This is a genomic window from Erythrobacter longus (assembly GCF_000715015.1).
Classification (GTDB): domain Bacteria; phylum Pseudomonadota; class Alphaproteobacteria; order Sphingomonadales; family Sphingomonadaceae; genus Erythrobacter; species Erythrobacter longus.
Window position 1 is genome coordinate 197,690 of the sequence record NZ_JMIW01000006.1, and the last position, 23,156, is coordinate 220,845.

Here is a 23,156-nt window from a genome sequence, read left to right on the forward strand (position 1 = left end):
AGCCTGTCGATCAGCGTTAGTCGCTTGGATTTGACCCACCCTGACGCCCTTGGAGCGGGAAGCGGACGCCCCGCTTTGGCGAATAAAGAGGGCAAAAGCAGACCTTATTGGGATGTCTTACCAAGCTATTGCAGCCGTTATTACGACACTAACGGGGAAAGCGTAGGCAGCTCAAAAATTTCGTCGAGACGAAAATCGTTGCCAGAACAAGCGATCACTCTAAAATAGTGGCAGACCAGCTGGTGGAGCGAGAAGTCTCGCGGCAGGCTTGGTGGAATTCCAAACATGATTTTTGACCGGATCAAACCACTGTCTGCCATTCTGGCTGCAGCGGAGAAAAAGAGTCTTCACCGATCCTTAGGTGCGTTCCAGCTGATGCTGTTCGGGATTGGCTGCATTATTGGAACCGGCATATTCGTGCTGACTTCAGCCGGGGCGCAAAAAGCTGGCCCAGGTTTGATGCTGGCTTTCGTTATCGCCGGTGCTGTCTGCGTCGTGGCAGCTTTATGTTACGCGGAAATTGCATCGATGATCCCGGTAGCTGGTTCGGCGTATACCTACACCTATGCCACTATGGGGGAATTTCTCGCATGGACGGTGGGTTGGGCCCTGGTGCTCGAATATGCCATCGCCGCCTCTGCCGTTTCGGTCGGCTGGTCTGGTTATTTTACTGGGACGATCTTGCAAGATACATTTGGGATTGTGATGCCTGCGTGGTTAAGCGCTGGACCGCTGGCCTTAGGCGGAGCGCCGGGTGGGCTAATCAATCTTCCGGCCATGATAATCGCGCTATTGGTCACTTGGTTGCTCATGATTGGCACCAGCGAGAGCGCCAAAGTCAATGCAGTACTGGTCTTAATCAAAGTAACCGCATTGACCGCTTTCATAGCAATCACGCTGACGAGCAGCGAATTTGACACCGCCCGGTTCAACCCCTTTCTGCCAGCCGGATTCTTCGGTGGCTGGGGGTCGGGCGTGGGCGCAGTCGGCGCGGCAGCTACTATCTTCTTCGCCTATGTCGGTTTCGATGCCGTCTCAACTGCCGCAGAAGAGACAAAGAACCCGCAGCGAAACGTGCCGATAGGGCTGATCGGGTCGCTGATGTTTTGCACCCTATTTTATATCCTTGTCGCAGCAGGAGCAATCGGCACAATCGGTGGCCAGCCGATCATGGGCCCGGGCGGTGTGCCGTTTCCTGCCGGATCAGAGGAACTCGCCCGGCAGTGCGCGATGCCGCAATTTGCCGATGCGTTGGTCTGTTCGAACGAGGCGCTTGCCCATGTCCTTCGCGAAATCGGTTTCGGTGCAGTAGGCAACATGCTGGGTTATGCCGCCATTCTGGCCCTCCCTTCAGTCATCCTGGTGCTGCTATACGCGCAAACACGCGTGTTTTTTGTCATGAGCCGTGACGGCTTGATCCCTGACGGATTGTCTAAGGTTCACCCCAGATGGAAAACGCCATATGTGGTAACGGCAATTACTGGCCTGGTGGTAGCGATTGGTGCGGCGTTTTTCCCGGTAGGGCAACTGGCTGATATCGCTAATGCCGGAACCCTCTATGCCTTTGGGATGGTGGCCGTGGCAGTCATGGTCTTGCGCAAAACCGACGGCGCTCGTGTGCGTGCCTTCCGCGTGCCAGGCCTCGCCATCATCGGCCCTCTGACAGTGCTTGGCTGCCTGTTCCTTTTCGTCAATCTGCCGGCCGGCGCGATGCTGATGCTACCAATCTGGACTGGCATAGGCTGCGTAATATATTTGTTCTACAGCCGCAGCCGCAGCCATATGGCACTCGGCAACGTAGAAGTGCATGAACCGGAACTGGCGGAGATCGGACCCGACATCCCCGGACTTTCCAATAAAGGTAATGATTGAAGAGCTATCGGTCTGTCTAGGCTTCTTTAGGTGCTTGTTAGGCTTAGAGAGGAGGATCTGGAATGTGTTTGTGGAAGGTGGAGCAGTCATGCGCCAAACCCGCGCAATCGTGCGAATTGATCCAACTCGCGCAACACTTTTGCCAGCCTTGAGCCCCACATTCCGCTGATGCTAACGGCCCAGTCCTTGTCTAGCAGCTCAGCTGTCTGATCGTATCATAAATCAACAAGGGGCCACGTTAGCCAAGGTGTCATGCGCGGCTTGTCCTTAAACTCTTTTTGATCTCAAGAACCGAAATGCACGGTTTTCGGCTTCTTCAGATCAAAGAGAAACATAGTGCGAGCTTTTGCCTGCCTAACTGAAGACCACAATATCCTCCTCGTTTTGTTGGCATGGCCGCATTCGTCGTAACTCCGATCATTGGTGTGAGCGTCAGCAGTGATAGTGATGCGTTCGTTTCACTAGCAATGTCGGTAGCTGGGACAGCATTTCTTATCGTCGGCGTGGGCATCTCGACCCACATTGTTGAACGTAAAACAAAGCTGGAATCGCAAGCCAGGTTGCAACACGTCGCTCTCCACGATGCCTTGACCAAAGGCGGCAATCGCAGGGGTTTTTCTGAGGCTCTGAACCGAGAATGCAAAAAGCTTGAGCGTTATAGTCGACCTTTCGCTTTGTTCGTAGTTGACCTCGACCGCTTCAAACCGATCAATGACGCTTCAGGTCATCCAGTAGGCGATGCCTGCTCCGGACGTGTAACCGGTGCAGAGGCCTTGGTACGATGGACCTGCGACGAGCGCGGCGAAGTCTCACCGGCCGAGTTCATACCTATCGCAGAAGATCTCGGACTGATTGCACAGATTGGCACTCGCGTACTCAAACAGGCTTGTCGTGATGCGACACAGTGGCGACACAGTAGCCCCGCGAAACCACTGTCTCTGTCAACATTTCACCCGCCCAGTTGCTGGACCCTCGTTTCCCGCAGACTGTCTCGCAGGCTGCTGTACACAAGCAAGGCCTCATCGTACTCGCTTTGCTTATCTGCCATCAGCCCGAATGAGATTGCCAATCACGGCGCGGATAAAAACGCGGCGATGAACATGGCATGGGCAGGGCGATCTGCGCCAACCGGAGACGAATTCGCTTTAGACTGCCAAGACTGCCGCTTTTTCCACTACCCAGCGTTATCATTAAATAGCGGAGCTGAAGCGTTTTTGGGTTGTCTGCCGGTAGCTGTCAAACATCGCAGCGATTACTCTGGCATAAGGCAAACCGTCCGGTGTGATTGTCAGCGAAGTAGCGTCGAGAGAGGCAAGGCCGCGCTCTAGGAATGGCACAAGCTTCGCGCGCACCTGAGACAAAAGGCAAGGCGACAGCTCTACGGCCCCACGGCACAACAAGGCCTCTATCACCCCTGCCCGCAACCTGTCAGATGCATCGCGGTTAATGCCAATGCTTGCTGTAAGCTTGCCACCTGATGCGATCATTCGGTAGCGGCCATTGTTCTTCTCGTTCTGGGCGATAAGCTCGGGAAAGCCACTGATCGCGCTTGAACCAAGACCGATGAGGACGTCGCTTTGATCATCGGCAAAGCCCTGAAAATTGCGCCGCAGTGTGCCATTTTTTGCAGCCATTGCCATCGGGTCATGCGGCAGGGCAAAATGATCAAAGCCAACCGCACTGTATCCTTCGTTGGTCAGGAAATCATACGCGTGGCCTGCCATTGCAAATCGCGTCTCGCGATCGGGAAGCGCGCTTACATCGATCATCTTTTGGCGTGGGACCATGTGCGGCACATGAGCATAGCCAAAGACCGCAATCCGGTCGGCTCCAAGAAGGCTGGTGTATTCAAGGCTATCGGCGAGATCTTCCTGCGTTTGGAAGGGCAGGCCATACATCAAGTCGAAATTCATCGAGGTGACGCCCGCTGAGCGAAGCCAATCAATGCTGCGACAAATGAGGCCATCGTCCTGTTCACGCCCGATTGCCTTTTGGCACTTGGCCGAAAATGTCTGCACTCCCATGCTGGCGCGCGTGATACCCGCTTCTGCAATGACCTCACCCCAGACACTGCTCATTGAACGCGGGTCGAGCTCAATCGACCATTCGGTATCCACCAGCCAGAAATGCCGGTTCAGCGCATCGACAAGGTCGATAAACTCGCGCGGTTCAATCGCATTGGGGCTTCCCCCGCCAAAGGCGATGCGGCGTACCCGCGTTTCGCGCGGCAAGAGCGCGGCCACGGTTTCAATCTCAGTGCGCAAAGCAGCAAGGTAGCTTTCAACCCTCTGCCGCCTGTTTGCAGCGCCCGTATTGCACCCGCAATAATGGCAAATTTTCTCACAAAACGGGATGTGCAGGTAAAGCGAGATGTCGCCTTTCACCTGTTCAATCTGTTCGTAGAGAGCGTTTGCAGGAATGCTGCCAAAATCGGCGGCTGTCGGATAGCTCGTATAACGCGGCACAGCCGTTTCGAGCAGGTCAGGATGATAAGGCCACATAAATGGCCATAAAGAGGATACGAGCGTTCGGGTCTTTGCTCTAAATCAAATTGGGTTTTGAAAACCGTTTGTTTTTCTCACGGCAATTGACCGCATGGCACGCCATGGACTGGCAATCGCGCGGGGTTTTGTCGTCATCATCGCCAAGGGGGATCGTAATCTCCCCGCCATTGCAAAGAGACATGGTCAGGCTGCGCCCAGGCTCGCCTTTGTTCGGAGACAAAGGCCCAATCGCCATTGAGACAACCGCCAAAACGCTGAATATTCGGATCATGCGTCCTCTTCTTCATCGTCGATCAGGATGCGGTGCGCGGCGCCGTCCATGTCATCATACTGGCCGCTGCGCATCGACCACAGGAACGCGGCAAGGCCGGCAAGCCCCATGAACAAGGCAATGGGGATGAGGAATGCAAGTCCGGTCATTGATGTGGTTCCTTAGCGCTTCGGGCAAGCCGTAGCGAATTGGCGACCACGACAAGGCTGCTCAACGACATTGCAATCGCAGCAATCAGCGGCGTGACATAGCCAAACAGCGCAAGCGGGATCGCCAGCACATTGTAGACTATGGCAAAGCCGAAGTTTTGGCGAACGACCGCCATCGTGCGGCGCGCAACGCGGACAGCAAGGGCGACAGGCATCAGTTTCTCACCCACAAACACCGCATCAGCGGCCTGTTGGCTCGCGTCACTGGCTGTACCCGGCGCAATCGAAGCATGGGCCGCGGCAAGCGCTGGCCCATCGTTAAGACCATCGCCGATCATAAGCGGCTTGTGACCATCAGCGCGCAGCTTTTCAAGGATCGCGAGCTTTCCCTGCGGGCTGACTTCGGCGTTTGCCGGGATGCGCAATTGGCGGGAAACGGCTTCGACAGAACGCACACCATCACCGGAGATAATGCTCGATTTGATCCCGAAGCTTTGCAGCCCATCGATGGTTTCGTGCACATCAGCGCGCAGCAAATCGTTGAAGGTGATGGTGGCAATTTCATCGCCAATCCGCAAACGCGTGGCCAGAATGCCGGGGTCGTCATCAGGCCGCTCAAGCGCTACAGATTTGCCATTCCATAGGCCAAACACACCCCTCCCACCTTGTTCCGTAGCGTTCTCTAACCTTGCCGGCTCAACCCCGTCGAAACGCAGAGCCTTGGCAAGGCCTTGGCTCAGCGGGTGGCGGCTCACTTGTGCAAGGGCCAAGGCGACGCTGCGCTGCGTGTCATCCAAATCGGATACATTCGCACGCGGTTCGCCCAAGGTGAGCGTGCCGGTTTTGTCGAACATGGCGACATCCACCTCGGCCAAGCGCTCCAACGCGCTGCCGTCTTTCACCAGAAGCCCGCGTTTGAGAAGCGCGCCGGAGGCCACAACCTGCGCCGTTGGCACGGCCAATCCCATGGCGCACGGGCAGGTGATGATAAGCACCGCAATCGCAATCACGAGGGATTGATACCAACCAGCGCCTGCGATCATCCAACCCGCAAACGCCAAGAGTGCAAGAGTATGGACGACGGGCGCGTAAGCGCGGGAGGCGCGATCTGCGATACGGACGTAATGGCTGCGCGATTGGCCCGCCTCATCCATCAGCCGCGAGATTTCAGCAAGCGCTGTATCGTCAGCAGTGCGGGTGAGGCGCATCCGGAACGGATCACCCAGATTGATCGCACCTGCGTGGACGATTGACCCTTCGGTGATTGCCTCTGGGGTGCTTTCGCCCGTCAGCATGGCATTGTCGATGGTGCTGATCCCGCTTTCCACCTCGCCATCGGCGGCCAAAGTCTCCCCAGCGGCCACCTGCACAAGCATTCCGGGCTCTAGCGCATTGGCCGCCACGCGGCGTGTGCTGCCTTGGGGATCGATGACGCTTGCCGATTTACCCATCCGCCCCAACAGCGCGCCGATGCCTGCCCGCGTGCGGGTGCGCATTTCAGCATCAAGCGCGCGTCCCGCAAGCAGGAAGAACAGCAGCATCACTGCGCTTTCAAAATAGGCATGCGCGCCGCCGGTCACAGTTTCATAGACGCTAAGCGCGGTGGCGAGGAGCACGCCGATAGAGATCGGCACGTCCATATTGGTGCGCCTGTATTTGAGCGCCATCCATGCACTGGCAAAAAACGGGCGGCCAGAATAAGCGATCACCGGAAGAGCGATCAGCGCGGACAGCCAGTGGAACAGCTCGCGCGTTGCGCCTTCGGCCCCTGACCAGATGCTGACCGACAAGAGCATGACATTCATCATGCCAAAACCTGCAACGCCTAGCGCGCGCATCAATTGCTTGCGTTCTGCCGTCTCTAGCCCAAGCGGATTGTCGCTGACTGCCTGCGCTTCGAAGCCAAGTTCTTGGAGCGCTTTGGCGAGCGCCTCTTCATCGACGCTTGCATCGTGTTCGACGGCGACGCGCTTGGCCGAGAAATTGACCCGCGCGGCGATTACTCCGTCCACTTTGGGAAGCTCGCGCTCTATCTTTGCTATGCACCCTGCACAGCGCATCCCCGGCACGGTAAAACGTGTGCCGCGAGGCGCATCGTTTTCAGGAACGGCAAGAGAAGGCGCAGGTGCGTTCACTTAAAGCTCGTTTTCCTTGGCCCATTTTTGGGCGCCACTTTCAATAAAAAGCCGGGCTGTCCAACGCCCATCTGAAACCGGCTTGGTAGAGCGGAAGGTGCCGTCACCCTGCGATGTGAAGCCGAGATTTGCATATTCATGTTCGCCAATGGGGCGGCGCAATTCTGCCGTTACCTGCGCCCCTTCAGGCACGCCATTTGTGGTCACCACCACGAAGCCGGCCTCATCGCGCATCATCTCGGCTTCCCAGCCAAGCGCCTTGGAGGCCTCGGCCTGCGCAAGCCAGTCGTTATACTTTTGGCTTGCGACATAGGAGTTTTCGACCACCACGCCGTGAAATCCACCAGTGGCAAAGCTAGCCATGGTGAAATTCACAGCAGCAACGATGCCAAAGCCCACTACCAAGACGGCTGTCATGTGGCGTCCGGTAAAGCCTTTTCGGGTTTTGCTAGCCACTATAAATCTCCGGGAAGTGTGAATTTGGTGTCGGCGCTGTCCTTTTCGCCCTGGGAATCGAGCGCGGTCACTTCGAAAGCAAACTCGCCTGCCTCAGTCCCGTTGGGGATGACAACATAAGCGCGCACAATGCGGGTTTCGTCGGCGTTGACCGGGATCGTTTGGCTCTCGGCAGCTCCTTCGCGGCCGATTTGGTCGGTCCACATGACGCTTCCCTCTGGCAATCCGACAAGCGTCACCCGCATATCGCGCGGTCGTGCTTCCATATTGCGCAGGCGCAAAGTGAAGGAGTTGCGGACCGAACCATCCTTCATCAACATGAAGGGCGGATTGCGATCAGGCGAAACAGTGATGTCGGTGTGCGAGCGCGTGCCAAGCGCAAACAGCAAGCCTGCACCAATCGCAGCCCAGACGCCGAAATAGATAAATATGCGAGGTCGCAGCAGCGCTTTCCAAGCAGGCGTTGCTGGCGCGCCGGCAGCTTCTGCTTCGCATTGGTCAAGCGTTGCATAGTCGATGAGCCCGCGTGGGCGTCCGATGTCTTTCATCACCTTGTCGCACGCATCAATGCAGAGCCCGCAGGTGATGCAGCCGATTTGCTGTCCTTCGCGAATATCAATGCCTGTGGGGCACACTGCAACGCATTGGAGGCAATCTACACAATCGCCATAGGCATCCGGGTTCTTGGCCGCTTTCTTGACGCTGCCTCGCTTTTCCCCGCGCCAATCCTTGTACGTGACGATCAGCGATTTTTCGTCGAGCATTGCGCCTTGAATGCGCGGCCATGGGCACATGTAAATGCACACCTGCTCGCGCATAAATCCGCCAAGCCAGAAGGTGGTGAAAGTGAGGATGGCAACGGTCGCATAGGCCACCATCGCTGCCTCACCGCGCCAAAATTCGTAAGTGAGGGTTGGCGCGTCGGCAAAATACATGATCCACGCGCCCCCCGTCCAAAAACTGATCAGGAGATAGACGCCCCACTTGCCAAGCCGCCGCGCGGTTTTGGAAGCGCCCCACGGGGCCTTATCCAGCTTGATCCGGGCGTTGCGATCACCATCAAAAAAGCGGTCGACATGCTGGAACACATCGGTCCAAACCGTTTGCGGGCAAGCATAGCCGCACCATGCTCTGCCAACAGCAGTCGTCACCAGGAAAAGGCCAATCCCCGCCATGATGAGAAGGCCTGCCACAAAGTAAAATTCGTGGGGCCAGATCTCGATATCGAACATGTAAAACCGGCGGTTCGCAAGGTCGATCAGCACCGCTTGATCGGGCGCATAAGGCCCCCGGTCCCAGCGTATCCATGGCGTTGCGTAATAGATCGTAAGCGTAACCAGCATCACCAACCATTTGAAGCGGCGAAACGGCCCATCAATGCGCTTGTTGTGCACTGCCTTTCGCTCTTGATAGAGCTTTATTGGCGGCGGCGGCCCGGGCGAAGTGCGACGGGAGGCAGCGATGGCATCGGTTTCCACCGATCCCAAAGCGGCGCCCCAATCGCGCTTGGCATCAGCGCCCTTTTCGGGCGTGTCGAGGCTATCAACCTCGCTCATCGTCGCCACTCGTCTGCGTCGTGGCCACTTCATCTGCCGTTTCGGTTTCATCTTCGGCAGGCAGTTCAGGTGCCTCGGCTTCACCACCGCCACGTGAATGGACGTAAGCTGCCAGCATACGGATTGTCACCGGATCAAGCTTGTCGCTCCACCCTGGCATGACGCCATGGCGCGGCGCGCGAATTTGCTGAGCGATGCTCGCTTTGTCCTTGCCGTAAAGCCAGATGGCATCGTTAAGCGCTGGCGCACCTTGAGCGCGGTCCCCTGCGCCATCCACGCCGTGGCAGGCCGAACAATTAGTCTCGAACAAGGCCGCGCCCGAGGCACTTCCTGGACCTTCGCCGCTAAGTGATAGAACGTGAGCGACCAACGCATCAATTTCGCTCTTCTGAAAGATTTCACCGAAGGCTGGCATGTAAGTCAGGCGGGTTTCGCCTGACCCTTCCCAGCGCACGCCGTGGGTCAAGGTGTATTCGATATCCGATAGCGTGCCACCCCAAAGCCAATCATCGTCATTGAGGTTGGGATACCCGTACTCCTCATATCCAGCAGCGCCCGCCCCGTGGCATTGGACACAGTGCTGTTTGAAAGCGGCTTCACCTCCTACGATGGCTTGATTGAGGAGTTCAGGATCATTCGCAAGAGCATCCAGATCAGTTGCACCGATCCGTTCAAAAATCGCTGTTCGCGCTTGCTGTGCATCGGCCAACTCAGTTTGCAAGTCACCACGGCTGGACCAGCCGAACACACCTTCGGTTGCCTGCGAAACCATCGGCCAAGCAGGGTACAAGATCACATAGACAAGCGCCCAAGCAATAGTTGCGTAAAAGGTCCACAGCCACCAGCGCGGCAAAGGTGTGTTCAGCTCTTCAATGCCATCCCATTCGTGGCCAACCAATTCGGTGCCAGTGGGTTCATCAATGCGCTTATTCGCGTTATTTGCATTCTCAGGCATTATCGTCCTCCTGAAAAATTGAGTGTTTGGCCCGCTCCACGCCTTCGCGTGAGCGGGGGAGGAAGTGCCAACCGCAAAGCAGCAGATACAGACCAAAGATCACGACCAGCCCGTAGCTATCGGCAAAATGGCGCAGCGTTTCGTAAAAGCTCATCGGCCGCGCTCCTCTGCGAGTTCAGATTGTGCAGCAGCACTGTTCACATCGACCAGCGTGCCAAGCATCTGAAGGTAGGCAACCAGCGCATCCATCTCGGTAATCCGCGAAGGATCACCGTCGTAGTCGCGGATTTTGACCTTGGGATAGCGTTCCTCAAGATCGCCAGCGTCAGCATCCGGATTAGCCTGCGCCTCCAAGTCAGCCTCAGCCATTTCCACATCGGTTTCGCTGTAAGGCACGCCAACGCGCTGTAGCGCGGTCAGCTTGCCCGAGATCGTCGCGCTGTCGAGCGTGGTTTCAGCCAGAAAGCTGTAGCTTGGCATGATGCTTTGCGGGACCAGACTGCGCGGGTCCTTCAAATGCTGCACATGCCAGTCATCGGTATAACGACCGCCCACGCGAGCCAAGTCCGGCCCGGTGCGTTTCGACCCCCATTGGAAGGGGTGATCGAACATACTCTCAGCTGCCAGAGAATAGTGACCATAACGCTCCACTTCATCACGGAACGGGCGGATCATCTGGCTGTGACAGGTGTAGCAGCCTTCGCGGATGTAGATATCGCGCCCAGCTTGTTCGAGCGGGGTATAAGGTCGCATCCCTTCAACCTGCTCGATCGTGTTGTCGATCCAGAACAGTGGCGCGATTTCGACAATCCCGCCAATGGCGACAGTAGCCAAAGTGGCCGCTGCAAGCAGGGTGACGTTCTTCTCGATCTTCTTGTGGCCTTCAAAAACGCCCTGAGAAGAAGGAGTGTTGGGTGAGTTGGTGCTCATCGTATGGGCTCCTTATTCCGCAGGTTGAGCTTGAGGATTGGCGGGAAGCGGGCGGTCCGCCTCTTCGTCATATTCCATATCCGCCATCGGCGCTTCGTCGCGCTGATATCCGGCGATGGTCATCCAGATGTTGTAGGTCATGATGATCGCGCCGGAGAGGTACAAAAGACCCCCAAAGGCACGCATGAGATACATTGGATGAAGGGCGGCAACGGTGTCGATGAAGCTGTTCACCAGATAACCATCAGAGCCATATTCGCGCCACATGAGCCCTTGCGTTATTCCGGCTACCCACATGCTGGCGGCGTAAAAAACGATGCCAAGCGTCGCGAGCCAGAAGTGCCAGTTGATCATGCGAAGGGAGTAGAGCCGATCTTTCTTCCAAAGTTTGGGCACAAGGAAATAGACACACGCAAAGGTGATCATGCCGTTCCAACCAAGCGCGCCAGAGTGCACATGGCCAATTGTCCAATCGGTGTAGTGCGAGAGGCTGTTCACCGCCTTGATCGACAGCATCGGGCCTTCGAAGGTACTCATCCCGTAGAAAGCGAGCGCCATGACCATCATGCGGATGATCGGATCGGTGCGAACCTTGTCCCATGCGCCGTTCAGCGTCATCAGACCGTTGATCATCCCGCCCCAGCTGGGCATCCACAGCATGATCGAAAACACCATTCCCAGCGTCTGAGCCCAGTCAGGCAAAGCGGTGTAGTGAAGGTGGTGCGGACCTGCCCAGATATAGAGGAAGATCAATGACCAGAAGTGGATGATCGACAGCCGGTAGGAATACACCGGGCGGTTCGCCTGTTTGGGGACGAAGTAATACATCATCGCAAGGAAGCCTGCCGTGAGGAAGAACCCGACCGCATTGTGTCCATACCACCACTGCGTCAGAGCATCCTGGACACCGGCAAAGGCTGAATAGCTGCGCGAACCAAGCAAGCTCACCGGCATGGCAAGGTTGTTCACCACATGCAGCATCGCCACAGTGATAATGAAAGCAAGGTAGAACCAGTTAGCCACATAAATGTGCGGCTCGCGGCGCTTCAGGATCGTTGCAACGAACACCGCAAGATACGCCAGCCAAACGACGGTCAACCACAGGTCAACATACCATTCAGGCTCTGCGTATTCTCTCGACTGGGTAACACCTAGCAGATAGCCGGTCGCCGCCAGAACGATGAAAAGCTGGTATCCCCAGAACACAAACCGCGCCGTGCCAGGCAATGCCAGCGTCGTGCGGCAGGTGCGTTGGACGACGTAGAAGCTCGTCGCGATCAAAGCATTGCCGCCAAAGGCAAAGATGACCGCGCTGGTGTGAAGGGGGCGGACCCGGCCAAAGGTGAACCAAGGCTCTAGGTTCAAAATCGGAAACGCCAATTGCAGAGCGATGAAGAGCCCGGCAAGCAATCCTGCAAGCCCCCAGAACATCGTCGCAATCACACCCCAGCGCACAACATCATCATCGTAACGCTCGGGCCCAGGAGGCATTTTGAATATGCTTTGTGCTTTCGCAAGCGGATCGAAGGTTGTCATCGTAGCCACAATCAGCAGCACAGCGACGCCCGCAATAAGGCCCATATGGACCGCAAATCCGCTATCCTGCGCGCCCGCAATTCCAACAATGGCCAGCATAAGCACAATCGCCCATAACCCGACCCTACCAAGAGTTGATTCCATGATATTGATCCCTTTCGACCTCGCACCGATTAACGCTGTGAGGCAGTCCCGTATTTGATCCGCATCAAACTGGCGCAGGAAACTCGCCAGTTTTCATCCCATATTCGCTTCCCAAAAGTGTCTAGGCTTTTGGGAAGCAGATCCAATTCGCGTGTAAATTACCGTCCATAGTCGCACACATGTGTCCAATCAGATTGACACTACCTAAGGCAAGTTCATCTGCAGTTCATTGATTTAGGTCAAATTTGAAAATAAATGATGCCGCCTGATCATGCCGCTGCCAGAACATGGCCAGCACGCGCTTTCAAACCCTCCAGGTCAAGCAGGCGGATCCCTGAACGGCCCTGCGTCTCGATCAAGCCAAGAGAACGCAATTCGCTGAATTGGCGACTGACGGTTTCGATCGTCAAACCAAGGCTGTCGCCGATATCTTTGCGTGACATGGGCAGGCTCATTTCCTGCTGATTTCCCTCAACCGCACCAACCCGGTCGTTCATCGTGACAAGAAAGCTTGCCAGTTTCTCTTGCGCGGTCTTCCTGCCAAGCGCGACCGTCTTTTCCCGGCATCGCTCCAATGCGCGAAGTGCCCGGGTGAGCACTTCTGCCACCATTCCCGATTCCTCCTGAGCTAGCGCCAAAAATTTATCAGCAGGAAAATAAACCAGCTCACAATCCTCGAGCGCGCATAATGAATAAGCATGCGCGGTGCTCGACGGGATCGAAACAAGATCCCCAGCGAAATGGAAGGCAACCACCTGTTCGCGCCCCTGCGAGGCCTGCGCCACCAATTTTGTGCTGCCGCTTGCTACGAAGGCGATCTGGTCCTTGCCGTTGCCCCTGAACGGCGCGTCGCCCGCGCGGGCAGTGACAAACCGAGCAACCGATTGAAAGCGCAGGTGCGTTCCATCGGAAACGCCAAGCGGCAGCACTTCTACAGCAAAGCGTTCGAACAGCTCCGGAAAGGCCATGGATCAATCCCTTGTTTAATCTCAAGGCGTCTATGTGGGCCTCATGGGCGCAACCCACATTGATTTAGATCAATGCACGATCGTCTGACCCCAGCCATTTGACCGTCAGCAGCAAACATCCTGGGTCGCAATGGGCGGCCACTGCTGCTCATGGGAACAGAGCCAAGACAAATAAAGGTGGGAAGAAGCCGGCTTAGGCCAAACGGCCCTCCATCTGGCTGACGACAATTGTGTGTGATGCTGTTGTTATGCTGGGCGGAGCCCCCTCCAATTATTCAGGCTAAATCAGGGATTTGACGTAATGAAGAAGACACTATTTTGCGCCGCAACTGCTGCAATGGCAATTGTAAGCTCACCTGCTATGGCCCAAGAGGCTGGCGATATTCAGCTCAAGGTTGTGGGTACGTTCGTCTCGCCAGATGGCGGAATTGAGGAAGTCGTAGTCGACGGAGTCGGCCTTCCAGCTGGCACCGATACGGCGGCCAACGACAACTTCGTGCCAACGATTGCGGTTGAGTATTTTGTATCGAAAAACTTCTCTATCGAGACCATCGCAGGCACTACGCAGCACGACGTTGATGCCGTATCAGGTCTCCCGGCTGGCACCGAAGTCGTCTCCAACGCCCTTCTGTTGCCTGCGACCTTCACCGCAAAGGCCCACTTCGACCTTGGCGGGGTAAAGCCATATGTCGGTGCTGGCGGTGCTTATTTTATTTGGCTCAGAGACAGTGCAGGTGGAGGAATTGTCCCGTTGGGCGCGACCGACGCTGATCTTTCGAACGAACTAGGCTTCGTTCTGCAAGCTGGTGTCGATATTCCAGTGAACGATAGTGGATTTGGCGTGACCCTTGATGCGAAGCGCTATTTCATCGACACAACGCTTCAGGTGCGCGCAGGCGACACTCTTGTGCTTGAGACCGACCACAAGCTCGATCCGTGGGTGCTCAGCGCCGGAGTCAGCTATCGGTTCTAGTATGCAATAGGGGGAGAGGAATGAGCCAAGGCGATCACGCAAATGAATTGCAAACGCCGCGCGATCAGAGGCATTCGGGCGATCTTCAAATAGGAGATTTGCGCGTTGCCCTGATTGCTGGCTGGAAGGACTTTGTGGCTGCGCCGCGATATGGATTGTTCTTCGGAGCGATCTATGCGCTTGCAGGTCTTGCTCTAAGTTATCTTCTGATTGCGCGCGGAGAGGTCTCATGGCTGATCCCTGCAACGGCAGGTTTCCCGCTCCTCGCCCCCTTTACCGCCGTCGGCCTTTACGAAGTCAGCCGGCGACGCGAGCTCGACCTCCCTATGACTTGGCCCGCAATCCTGGGAGCAGTCAGAGGACGAGGCGACGAACAAATCTTGTCCATGGGCGTGATCATCTTTGTCGCTTTCGGCTTTTGGGTGATTATCGCGCATTTGGTCTTCTCCATATTCCTGGTCGAGGCCGGAGCAGGCTCTGAATCGCTGGCATTTTTGTTCACATCCCTTGGCATCACCATGCTGCTCGTGGGGAGTGTGATTGGAGCGGTGATCGCTTTGGTCTTTTTCGCGATCACCGTCTTCAGTCTCCCAATGCTGGTCGACAAACAGACCGATTTCCTAACTGCTATCTTCACGAGCCTGAGAGTGTTCCGTGACAATTTTTGGGTGCTGATAGCTTGGGCAGCGTTGATTGCAGTCATGTTGGGAGCGGCGATGACGCTTGCCTTCCTCGGCTTGCTGATCGTCTTGCCCGTTCTGGGACATGCAACCTGGCACCTTTATCGAAGGGCACTGCCATAATTGATAGGCGGACTTTGCGCTCAAAAGCGCAATCTGGTTTTGCATGTACCGGACAAAATGTGCATCCCTAGGCGAATTCATTTTTGCAAAGAGAGCGGATGCTATGTTCGAAGTGCCCAAGGACATCCAAGAATACCTGACAGTGCTCGATGACTTTATCGAGCGCGAGATCAAGCCGCTTGAGGCACGCGATGACAATATCCGCTTTTTCGACCACCGGCGCGAACATGCGCGGACCGATTGGGACAATGACGGGCTCCCTCGCGAAGAGTGGGAGGAGCTGCTGAAAGAGGCGAAAACCCTGGCAGATAAAGCCGGCCACTATCGGTATCAGCTACCCAAAGAGTTCGGGGGACAGGACGGCACAAACATTGGCATGGCAGTCATCCGCCATCACCTCGCCAAAAAGGGTCTGGGCCTCCATAATGACCTGCAAAACGAACACTCGATAGTCGGCAACCTTGTCCAGCCGCTGATGATGCGCGACTTCGGTACGCCATCTCAGAAAGAGCGGTTCATGGAAGGGATGCTTCAGGGCAAGCATCGCTGGGCCTTCGGCTTGACCGAAGAGGCCCACGGTTCAGACGCCACCCATATGGAAACAACGGCTGTGCGTCACACCAAGGATGGTGTTGAAGGCTGGCTCATCAATGGCGAGAAAATGTGGACTACGGGGCTTCACACCGCGACCCATGTCATGACCTTCGCGCGCCATTCGGGCGATGCGGGCGAGCCGAAAGGGCTTGGCTGTTTTGTTGTCGATACATCGGCTGAAGGATTTGAGGTTGGCGAATATCTGTGGACCTTCAACATGCCTACAGACCACCCGAAATGCTCGTTCACGGATGTGTTCGTCCCTGACGACATGGTATTGGGCGATCTTGACTGGGGGCTCGCCGCGGCTCAGCATTTCGTCCACGAAAACCGCATCCGGCAGGCGGCAAGCTCGCTTGGCGCGGCAGAGTATTGCGTGGCTGAATCGATTGCATATGCGCAGGAACGCAAGCCTTTTGGGAAGCCATTGTGGCTTAATCAGGCGATCCAGTTCCCGATCGTGGAGCTATCAACCCAGTGCGAAATGCTCCGGTTGCTGATCTTCAAGACCGCTTGGGAAATGGATCAGATGACCAAACCAGAGGTTGTCAAAAGGCTCTCTCACAAGGTTTCCATGTGCAATTACTGGGCGAACCGACTGGTGTGTGATGCAGCAGACCGCGCGATGCAAGTGCATGGCGGGATTGGTTATTCACGGCACAAACCGTTCGAACACATCTATCGCCACCATCGCCGTTATCGCATCACGGAAGGCTCAGAAGAGATTCAGATGCGTAAAGTGGCCGGGGTCCTGTTTGGAAAGATCAAAACCTGACGCACCTTATTCAATAATCACAAAAGGCGCCCACAGTGCAGGCGATGCTGCGCCATCGAGCGAGCGATCGCCCATCACTGCCAATTGCGCCTGTCTCAACGCTTCACTGCGTTCGACACCGCGGCTCGAATTTTTGACAGTGGCGACGCTAAGCCTTGCCGCAACATCATCGCGCACCGGCCAATGGGAGAGCAGCAAAGAACGCGCTCCTGCCAATTGGAATGCGCGGGCCAAACCGGAGTAAGTTGGCGATGCCTGCCCTTCACCAGCAGCAGTGTTGCAAGCGGACAAAACTACCCAGTCTGCGGCCAACTTCAACCGTCCTATTTCACTCGCCGTGAGGAGGCCGTCATTGTCCTCACCTTTATTGGCATTATCAGGGGTAAGGACCAAAGCCGGCTCGCTTAGCCCGGCGATCTGGCCACTGACCAATCCATGGGTTGCAAAGGCCAGCACCTGAAACTGTTTCAATGGCGCGGCACGAACCGCTTTTTCAGTGGCGGCGGCGCCTGACAGGACGAGTGTGCCTTCATCTGCAAAGGCGGCCTTGAGCGCGGCAAGCTCCTCGCTCGCGCCGGGAAGCGAGGGTAGAGCGCTGATTGTTTCTGCGTCCACGACCTGCCCCCTTAACGCCGCCCTGTCTGATGGAGGCGCTGCAAGGCTGGGCGCGCCGATCCCGGCAAAACGCTTTGGCGCCAAGGTCCGGGCAAGCTGACGCTGACCAAGGCCGGGCGTGATCGCGATGGCCTTGTCCTCGATAAGATAGCGCGGCCGCGATTGACCGGTTGGCTCTGTCACCAGAACGCTTGGCGGGATGACAGCAAGCGGCCCTCCAGCCGGGAAGATGAGCTTGGCCTTTGTGGCAACCAATGCGGTGATCTGCGAAGGGAAAATATAGCGATAAAGCGTATGGGCTGCATCGACATCAAATTTGTCTTCCCCGCCAAGGCTTGCATCAAGACTGGTCCGAACACTGCTGATCAAGCTACGCGCTTCAAACAGGGAGGTCATCGATTGACCCCACGCAAATCCATCCAATGTAATCGCAATGGTCACCACCCGGTCGGAATAGATCATCGGCAGGAGATAGGCTTCGTTTTCTGAAAGAAGCGCCTGTGCCTGAGCAATCGCAAGAGGTTGGGGGCGCAGATATTCTGCAAAATCGGGATACCCTTGGCGAAGTGTCGCCTCCGCTGCCTCACGCGCTGTCACTGCAAGCGCCAGCTCAGCCGACCCGCCATCGCCTTCCGCAAAACTGGCACGCGCGGCTTGTTCCGCGTTGCGCGCCAAGCGTACATCATCAAGCGCTTTGGCAAACCCCTCGGCATCTCCGGGGTAGGAAAAGGTAGCGGCGCTTAATGCAAGGTCGCTGATCACCGACAGCTGTGCGCTGCGCCAGGCACGTTCGTGGTCGCCATTCAGCAAGGAAATCAGCATGGAATCGCGAAAAATCTCAGTCCCATCTGACGCAATGGCGCGGCGATCCTGATCCTGCGCATAAACGTCGAGCAAACCCGCTTCATTAAATTCGAGCACCGGCGCAATCGCCTGTGCAGCCGCAGCGGTTTGCCCGGCCCGCGCAAGGAAGACAGCAGAAAGTGTCTGGCGCTCACGCCATTCAGGGGTTGTTTGATCAAGCTTTGCGTATTCAACCATTGCCAGATGATTCAAGGCCAACGCATCCCCATGCCTGCCCTGAATGCTCAAGATGTTGGCAAGGTCAGATCGTGCGCGGGCCAGATCCCTACCTGTCACATCGGCGCTGCCAAAAATGGTCAAGGCTGTTTGGAAATAATCGATCGCTTCTTCAGGCCGGGCCGCTTCGAATAAAAGGCGTGCTACGAGGGCTTGTTGGTAAGCCAGTTCGTTTTCATCCGAATACGCCTCGTTATTCTCAGCCATCATAGCGACGTCGACGGCCTCCTGATTGCGGCCAAGCCGCGAAAGCAAGACGGCGGTGTTTTGATAGATCGAGAGAAGCTGGGGATTATCGGGGCCCCATTCTTTGACGCCGATATCGGCGATGCGCCCGAACAAATCCGCCGCCTCTGCCGTGCGTCCCTTGTCCAACGCGATCAAGGCATTGGCAAGGAACACATAAAGCCATCCCAAGTGGTCATCGCGCGGGAGCAATTCGAAGGCGAGCTTTTCAGTGAAACGCACCGCCTCGCCGGCTGCCTGAAGGTCCTGATTGCGAAGGTAGGCTGCATATTGATAAGCAAAATTGACCCGCGCCGGATCGTTGGGAGCCAGGTCCTCAAGAGCAAGATCGAGCGCCTTTTTGTGCCAAGTGATAGACTTGGCAAGATCGTCCTCTTTGAGGAAATAATACCGCGCCAGATGATGCGCTGCAAAGGTTCGGGCATAGCACGGCGAACAGCTGTCGCTCACAACCATCTGGTTCAGTTGTGCGATGTAGTCTGCTTTTACGGTTTCATCTGTCACGAACGCCACGAGGCCATGCCCGACTGCCCCCATCCGCGCATCGACATGCAAATCCAGCGACTCGTTCTCAACGTAGAGTTCATGCGCCTCTTTGTACTTTGCCTTGCCGATCAGCCCCATGATGAGGTCAGATGTAAGCTTGCTGCGTTCAGCTTTTGACGCCTCATCCCCCATCGCGTCATAGGCTTCTTGGGCCTCGGGCAGAGAGCGGTTTGCATCGCCGTAAATATCGAAATACTGGGCCGCTGCAGGGGTTCCTGAAACAAGGATTGTGGCGGCTGCAAACGCCTTAATCAAAGACGAGAAAATATACCGCACGTTCGGGCCCCTCATTGACCAATTCGATCGAGTAACGTTGAGTGTAGAGGGGAGTAAACCGGCACGCTGGTGTCGCTTCACGCCCAACCGCACAAACGCTGCGCGACCTTTGATCGCTTACACTGATGCTGACCGGTCCAGATCCCTTATGCGAAACGGCAAGGGTGCTGGGTTCGCCGGATTTAAATGTCTGCGCGCTTTTCCAGCGCTGGCCCGGGGCAAGTTCACCGCGAACATAGGCAGGCCCCAGCAACCGTCCGCGATAAGCGGCTGCCTCTCCCCCAGAAAATGCCGCCCACTGCGCAAGCACATCGGCTTGCTCTTCACTGCGCGGGCCAATTCCGCTTGCATATAGAGCGCCGACTAACTCGCCAAGACGCGCCTTTTCCCCCAGGTCATGCGCCATCTCAGCATCAGCTAAGTCCCGCGCCAAGCGCGCAGCACGCGCACTTGGCGCGGGACGATCTGCAAGCGGCGCTTTTACTGAGGCAACCGATTGTCCGGTCGCGCTTGGCGCACAAGCGGCCCCTGCCAAAAGCCCCCCGGCCAAGGCCGCCAATGCAGCAAGTCTTTTACCCTCCATCGGATGATAGTTAGAGAGCTTGTCTCGCAAATTCTTGTAAGAACCCGACCAAGCAGAATGTCTTTGCATCAGCTACCCCTCCAATCTGAAACTTGAACCGGACACGCAGTCCTCAAGCGTCAATTGCAGACCATGGCGTTCAGCAATTGCCCTTGCCAAAGCCAATCCCAGACCGCTCCCATGCGCATCGTGCGAATGACCTTGACCTCTGTAAAACCGGTCGAAAATCTTCTTTCTATCCGCAGGCGAAATGCCCGGTCCGTCGTCTGAAACAACCAAAACAGGCCCCGGCCCAACTGATACCTCAATCTTGCCGCCGGGGGGAACATATTTGAGCGCATTGTCGAGCAGATTGGTCACCAATCGGCTCAGTTGGCGTTCTTCGCCATCGATCATTACCCCCGGAGCAATTTCCCAGGTAAGCGAATGGCCGGTTTCCTCTGCGCTCCCGGAATACAGTTCGCAAAGGCTTGTCACCATCGCGCTCAGATCAACCGGCAAAAGTCCAGCCTTGTCCCCGCGCCTGCTTTTGCTCGACGCAATATCGAGCAGCGATTCCAGCGTTTGCACCAAGCGTTTGATTTCAGCACGAGCCTCGACCAGCCGTTCTGCAACACGCGGAGCGGGCTCTGCCTGTAATGCCTTGAGCAAGCGATTATCCAGATGCGATAATGGCGTGCGCATTTCATGGGCCAATTGCTCGGAGGTTTCCTTATATGCCTCCATCAGGCCGCGCTGCCTCTCCAAAGCCCGGGCGCTGTGACCGGCCAGCTCGTCAATCTCATCGCGGCCTCTAACCCCGATAAGCTCAACCGCTTTGCCTGGCTCGCGAAATGCAAGATTGATACGGCCAATCCTGCGCTGCAAATCCAAGGCCGCCAATCGGCCCAGCAAGGCGACCAAAAGCACAAACATGCCCCCCCCTATTGCAAAGGCAATGGCGATATTGCGCAAGACCGCAGCGCTTGCGTCTGTCCGGCGCGCGACCAGCAAGCGCAAGTCCGGCCCCAGTTGTACAGCGCGGGCAAAACCGCGCGACTTTTCGCCAATCGCGATTGCTCCTGCCTCTGACACCATCGGATCAAGCGCGGGCCAGCGCGTAAGATCACCAGCCAGCCGTTCACCTGCATCATTGGCCAGCAGATAGTGCGGCGTTCTGCCTTCGGCTGGGGTGAGAGCCACGCGGTCGGCAATCCTATCCCGCAATTCATCCAGCCCGCTGGTGGCATAAATGTCGACAAGCCCTGCGATGTCCACATCGACCTCTTTTGCCGCGCCTTCATTCAAGGTCGTGACAACGGTTTGGTGGGTCACAAACCACAGCACCAAGACCAAAGCGAGGGACAGGCCGATCGCTGCCAGCACGAGACGTGAAAATATGGAGCGCCGGGCTTCCAAAGTCATTTGCCTTCAAGAATGCGGTAGCCAGAGCCAAAGATTGTTTCGAGCGCAGGCGTGCCAAAACCTTCTTCAAGCTTGCGCCGTAACCGTCCAATGTTGACATCAACCACATTGGTTTGCGGATCAAAGTCGATATTCCAGACATCGCGCAAAAGCATCTCGCGCGTGACCATTTCGCCAGCGTTTTCCATAAAATAGCGGAATAGTTCGAATTCCTTGGGACTAAGCGAAAGGTGTTGGTTGTCACGAAACGCAGTGCGCGCTTTCAAATGGCATTCAAATGAGCCGTAAATGATCACAGCCTGGTGCTCTTTGCCAGCAGAGCGCCGGTGGAGAGCCCGCAACCGGGCCATCAATTCATCGGGTTCGTAAGGCTTTGCCATGTAGTCATCTGCGCCTGCATCAAGCCCTTCGGCCCGGTCACTGCTTCGGCCCAAAGCGCTCATTATCAAGATCGGTGTGCCAATTCCGCTTTCGCGAAGGCGCCGGGTGATCGTCAGGCCGTCAATGTCGCCAAGCATCCGGTCAAGGATGATAACATCAAACGCCTCCATGCCTGCCCTTAAAAGAGCAGCGCTGCCATTCTCTTCCCAGATCAGCACATCGCCGCTTGCCTGAGCCAATTCGCTTACCGCAGCGGCGGTGCGTTGATCATCCTCAACATAGAGAATTCTGAGCGGTGTATTTGTCATTCCCCCATCCCGGCCACATTGAACGACCGCATGACTTTGTGCTGCGTCATGAGTTGCCATTGCTTAGCCTTCCCTGCAAGCGAACGATTAAGACGAACAAAAAGGCGCCCAAAGGGCAGGCTGTACCAGGCTTGCACAAAGCCGATGCAGCCTGCCCCCTCGGGTCGCTCAGTTAAGCGATTCGACCGATACCCATCCTTTGGTGCCAAAGTTGTCTTCAACTTCAACAAACAAACCTTCACGTCGACCGGTGGTATTGAGCGTTGTACCAGGCTCTAACCCGCGAACAGCTTCGCCATCGGCCATGGGCATCGCCATCATTGAAGTAGCAACAGTGACAGTCGTGATATTGGCGTTTTTTGATGCAACGCTGACCGCTGGCACCGAAGCGATCACAGCATCTTGAGCAACAACTTCATTGAAGGCGATGACAAAGGCTTCGACCAATTGCTTGCCGGTGCGGCTATCGCGATAGCCGACTTGATCGGCGCGTGCGATCCATGGCGATGATCCGCGAAAATCTAGCGAACTGCGCTTGACCGTAGCAGAGCCGGTAACAATGGTCTGGCCGGTCGCAGGCGAAAGCAGTTTGATGCCGGCGGCCACGCGCTTTTTCTTGCCGCCAAACATATTGAACATGCCCACAACCGCGCCTGCACCAGGCACTCGGCCCAGGACCTGCCCAGCTGCGCCTGAACGCACTAAGCCTTCAACCGCTGCCGACTTGGCGATTTCAATCGATTGATCGACCTCTTCGCTAGACCCGGCGATGACATTCATCAGAAAGTCGGCAGGTTGGCCGCTGGCCGCGGAATGGGGCGTGAAACAACCAGAGTCGATTGCGAAAGAATTGATAAGCTCGCGCGGTGAACCAAGGTCGAACTCCGCCCAGCCTTGCGTGTCGCCATCAACAACCGCAATAGTGCCAAGGCTCTCCTCGCAAGTCACAAGTTCAAGATCATCATCTGCCATTGCCGATGTTGGCGCACAAAGTGCCGCGATAATGGCGATGCTGGCCATACCTGATTTAAAGTGTTTCATTGCTTCATTCCCCTCGCATTGTTCTGCTTGCAGTTGTGTCGCAAGGGCTTTGAGG

At 56.3% G+C, this 23,156-nt stretch carries 20 protein-coding genes and 1 pseudogene; 5 read left to right on the forward strand and 16 right to left on the reverse strand.

Features of this window, described 5'->3' with window-relative positions; all coding sequences use genetic code 11:
- The first annotated feature begins 285 nt into the window (after positions 1-285).
- Positions 286-1,872 carry an amino acid permease gene (locus EH31_RS13050; RefSeq protein ID WP_034960973.1) on the forward strand — a complete coding sequence of 529 codons (1,587 nt, stop codon included), beginning with the start codon at positions 286-288 and terminating at the stop codon, positions 1,870-1,872.
- Positions 1,873-2,339: 467 nt separating this feature from the next.
- Positions 2,340-2,873, forward strand: a pseudogene (locus EH31_RS18175) (EAL domain-containing protein); the annotation flags it as partial.
- A gap of 189 nt (positions 2,874-3,062) precedes the next feature.
- Here EH31_RS18175 and EH31_RS13055 read toward each other — a convergent pair.
- The 11 genes from EH31_RS13055 to EH31_RS13105 all read right to left on the reverse strand — a co-directional run bounded on the left by EH31_RS13055 (position 3,063) and on the right by EH31_RS13105 (position 13,476).
- Entirely contained in the window at positions 3,063-4,373 is a 1,311-nt protein-coding gene (locus tag EH31_RS13055; RefSeq protein ID WP_034960976.1) for a radical SAM protein, read from the reverse strand.
- A gap of 40 nt (positions 4,374-4,413) precedes the next feature.
- Positions 4,414-4,647 carry a hypothetical protein gene (locus EH31_RS13060; RefSeq protein WP_152553571.1) on the reverse strand — a complete coding sequence of 78 codons (234 nt, stop codon included), beginning with the start codon at positions 4,645-4,647 and terminating at the stop codon, positions 4,414-4,416.
- Positions 4,644-4,796, reverse strand: a complete 153-nt coding sequence (gene ccoS / locus EH31_RS13065; RefSeq protein WP_034960980.1) for a cbb3-type cytochrome oxidase assembly protein CcoS — start codon at positions 4,794-4,796, stop codon at positions 4,644-4,646. The genes EH31_RS13060 and ccoS overlap by 4 nt, the downstream gene beginning before the upstream one ends.
- Positions 4,793-6,931 (reverse strand): heavy metal translocating P-type ATPase, encoded by a 2,139-nt coding sequence (locus tag EH31_RS13070; RefSeq protein ID WP_034960982.1) that lies wholly within the window; start codon positions 6,929-6,931, stop codon positions 4,793-4,795. Before EH31_RS13070 ends, ccoS begins: the two co-directional genes overlap by 4 nt.
- Positions 6,932-7,387 carry a FixH family protein gene (locus EH31_RS13075; RefSeq protein WP_034960984.1) on the reverse strand — a complete coding sequence of 152 codons (456 nt, stop codon included), beginning with the start codon at positions 7,385-7,387 and terminating at the stop codon, positions 6,932-6,934. It abuts the gene before it with no gap.
- Positions 7,387-8,943, reverse strand: a complete 1,557-nt coding sequence (ccoG, locus tag EH31_RS13080; protein ID WP_081853400.1) for a cytochrome c oxidase accessory protein CcoG — start codon at positions 8,941-8,943, stop codon at positions 7,387-7,389. The genes EH31_RS13075 and ccoG overlap by 1 nt, the downstream gene beginning before the upstream one ends.
- Entirely contained in the window at positions 8,930-9,898 is a 969-nt protein-coding gene (gene ccoP, locus EH31_RS13085) for a cytochrome-c oxidase, cbb3-type subunit III (RefSeq protein WP_034960987.1), read from the reverse strand. Before ccoP ends, ccoG begins: the two co-directional genes overlap by 14 nt.
- Positions 9,891-10,052, reverse strand: a complete 162-nt coding sequence (locus EH31_RS13090) for a cbb3-type cytochrome oxidase subunit 3 (RefSeq protein ID WP_034960989.1) — start codon at positions 10,050-10,052, stop codon at positions 9,891-9,893. The genes ccoP and EH31_RS13090 overlap by 8 nt, the downstream gene beginning before the upstream one ends.
- Positions 10,049-10,828, reverse strand: coding sequence for a cytochrome-c oxidase, cbb3-type subunit II (gene ccoO / locus EH31_RS13095; protein WP_051699252.1), 780 nt, complete (start codon positions 10,826-10,828; stop codon positions 10,049-10,051). Before ccoO ends, EH31_RS13090 begins: the two co-directional genes overlap by 4 nt.
- Before the next feature lie 12 nt (positions 10,829-10,840).
- Positions 10,841-12,508 carry a cytochrome-c oxidase, cbb3-type subunit I gene (ccoN, locus tag EH31_RS13100; protein WP_034960991.1) on the reverse strand — a complete coding sequence of 556 codons (1,668 nt, stop codon included), beginning with the start codon at positions 12,506-12,508 and terminating at the stop codon, positions 10,841-10,843.
- A gap of 269 nt (positions 12,509-12,777) precedes the next feature.
- Positions 12,778-13,476: a Crp/Fnr family transcriptional regulator gene (locus tag EH31_RS13105; protein ID WP_034960994.1), complete on the reverse strand. Its 699-nt coding sequence runs from the start codon at positions 13,474-13,476 to the stop codon at positions 12,778-12,780.
- Positions 13,477-13,777: 301 nt separating this feature from the next.
- Between EH31_RS13105 and EH31_RS13110 the strand changes: the two genes are divergently transcribed.
- The 3 genes from EH31_RS13110 to EH31_RS13120 all read left to right on the forward strand — a co-directional run bounded on the left by EH31_RS13110 (position 13,778) and on the right by EH31_RS13120 (position 16,621).
- Positions 13,778-14,449, forward strand: coding sequence for an OmpW/AlkL family protein (locus EH31_RS13110; protein WP_034960996.1), 672 nt, complete (start codon positions 13,778-13,780; stop codon positions 14,447-14,449).
- A gap of 20 nt (positions 14,450-14,469) precedes the next feature.
- On the forward strand, positions 14,470-15,252 hold the full coding sequence (locus EH31_RS13115; protein WP_034960999.1) for a DUF2189 domain-containing protein: 783 nt from the start codon (positions 14,470-14,472) through the stop codon (positions 15,250-15,252).
- 103 nt (positions 15,253-15,355) lie between these two features.
- Positions 15,356-16,621, forward strand: a complete 1,266-nt coding sequence (locus EH31_RS13120) for an acyl-CoA dehydrogenase family protein (RefSeq protein ID WP_034961002.1) — start codon at positions 15,356-15,358, stop codon at positions 16,619-16,621.
- Positions 16,622-16,627: 6 nt separating this feature from the next.
- On the opposite strand, the gene EH31_RS13125 is transcribed toward EH31_RS13120, so the two are convergent.
- From EH31_RS13125 to EH31_RS13145, 5 genes are all read right to left on the reverse strand, one after another.
- Positions 16,628-19,384, reverse strand: a complete 2,757-nt coding sequence (locus tag EH31_RS13125; RefSeq protein ID WP_161782150.1) for a CHAT domain-containing protein — start codon at positions 19,382-19,384, stop codon at positions 16,628-16,630.
- A complete protein-coding gene (locus tag EH31_RS16990) occupies positions 19,356-19,967 on the reverse strand; it encodes a hypothetical protein (protein WP_051699253.1) in 612 nt (203 codons plus the stop codon). Before EH31_RS16990 ends, EH31_RS13125 begins: the two co-directional genes overlap by 29 nt.
- Before the next feature lie 72 nt (positions 19,968-20,039).
- Positions 20,040-21,371, reverse strand: coding sequence for a sensor histidine kinase (locus EH31_RS13135; protein ID WP_034961006.1), 1,332 nt, complete (start codon positions 21,369-21,371; stop codon positions 20,040-20,042).
- On the reverse strand, positions 21,368-22,060 hold the full coding sequence (locus tag EH31_RS13140) for a response regulator transcription factor (protein WP_034961007.1): 693 nt from the start codon (positions 22,058-22,060) through the stop codon (positions 21,368-21,370). The genes EH31_RS13135 and EH31_RS13140 overlap by 4 nt, the downstream gene beginning before the upstream one ends.
- A gap of 168 nt (positions 22,061-22,228) precedes the next feature.
- The gene (locus EH31_RS13145; RefSeq protein WP_034961009.1) at positions 22,229-23,101 is read right to left on the reverse strand and encodes an SH3 domain-containing protein; all 873 of its coding nucleotides are present in this window, start codon (positions 23,099-23,101) and stop codon (positions 22,229-22,231) included.
- Between the last annotated feature and the right edge of the window lie 55 nt (positions 23,102-23,156).

Excerpts from the sequence above, each read along its gene's own strand:
- EH31_RS13055 (WP_034960976.1), bottom strand. The coding sequence starts at position 4,373 with ATGTGGCCTTATCATCCTGACCTGCTCGAAACGGCTGTGCCGCGTTAT.
- EH31_RS13120 (WP_034961002.1), top strand. The coding sequence starts at position 15,356 with ATGTTCGAAGTGCCCAAGGACATCCAAGAATACCTGACAGTGCTCGAT.
- EH31_RS13145 (WP_034961009.1), bottom strand. The coding sequence starts at position 23,101 with ATGAAACACTTTAAATCAGGTATGGCCAGCATCGCCATTATCGCGGCA.
- ccoP (WP_034960987.1), bottom strand. The coding sequence starts at position 9,898 with ATGCCTGAGAATGCAAATAACGCGAATAAGCGCATTGATGAACCCACT.
- ccoG (WP_081853400.1), bottom strand. The coding sequence starts at position 8,943 with ATGAGCGAGGTTGATAGCCTCGACACGCCCGAAAAGGGCGCTGATGCC.
- EH31_RS13110 (WP_034960996.1), top strand. The coding sequence starts at position 13,778 with ATGAAGAAGACACTATTTTGCGCCGCAACTGCTGCAATGGCAATTGTA.
- EH31_RS13090 (WP_034960989.1), bottom strand. The coding sequence starts at position 10,052 with ATGAGCTTTTACGAAACGCTGCGCCATTTTGCCGATAGCTACGGGCTG.
- EH31_RS13135 (WP_034961006.1), bottom strand. The coding sequence starts at position 21,371 with ATGACTTTGGAAGCCCGGCGCTCCATATTTTCACGTCTCGTGCTGGCA.
- EH31_RS16990 (WP_051699253.1), bottom strand. The coding sequence starts at position 19,967 with ATGGAGGGTAAAAGACTTGCTGCATTGGCGGCCTTGGCCGGGGGGCTT.
- EH31_RS13050 (WP_034960973.1), top strand. The coding sequence starts at position 286 with ATGATTTTTGACCGGATCAAACCACTGTCTGCCATTCTGGCTGCAGCG.
- EH31_RS13115 (WP_034960999.1), top strand. The coding sequence starts at position 14,470 with ATGAGCCAAGGCGATCACGCAAATGAATTGCAAACGCCGCGCGATCAG.
- ccoS (WP_034960980.1), bottom strand. The coding sequence starts at position 4,796 with ATGACCGGACTTGCATTCCTCATCCCCATTGCCTTGTTCATGGGGCTT.
- EH31_RS13140 (WP_034961007.1), bottom strand. The coding sequence starts at position 22,060 with ATGACAAATACACCGCTCAGAATTCTCTATGTTGAGGATGATCAACGC.
- EH31_RS13060 (WP_152553571.1), bottom strand. The coding sequence starts at position 4,647 with ATGATCCGAATATTCAGCGTTTTGGCGGTTGTCTCAATGGCGATTGGG.
- ccoN (WP_034960991.1), bottom strand. The coding sequence starts at position 12,508 with ATGGAATCAACTCTTGGTAGGGTCGGGTTATGGGCGATTGTGCTTATG.
- EH31_RS13105 (WP_034960994.1), bottom strand. The coding sequence starts at position 13,476 with ATGGCCTTTCCGGAGCTGTTCGAACGCTTTGCTGTAGAAGTGCTGCCG.
- ccoO (WP_051699252.1), bottom strand. The coding sequence starts at position 10,828 with ATGAGCACCAACTCACCCAACACTCCTTCTTCTCAGGGCGTTTTTGAA.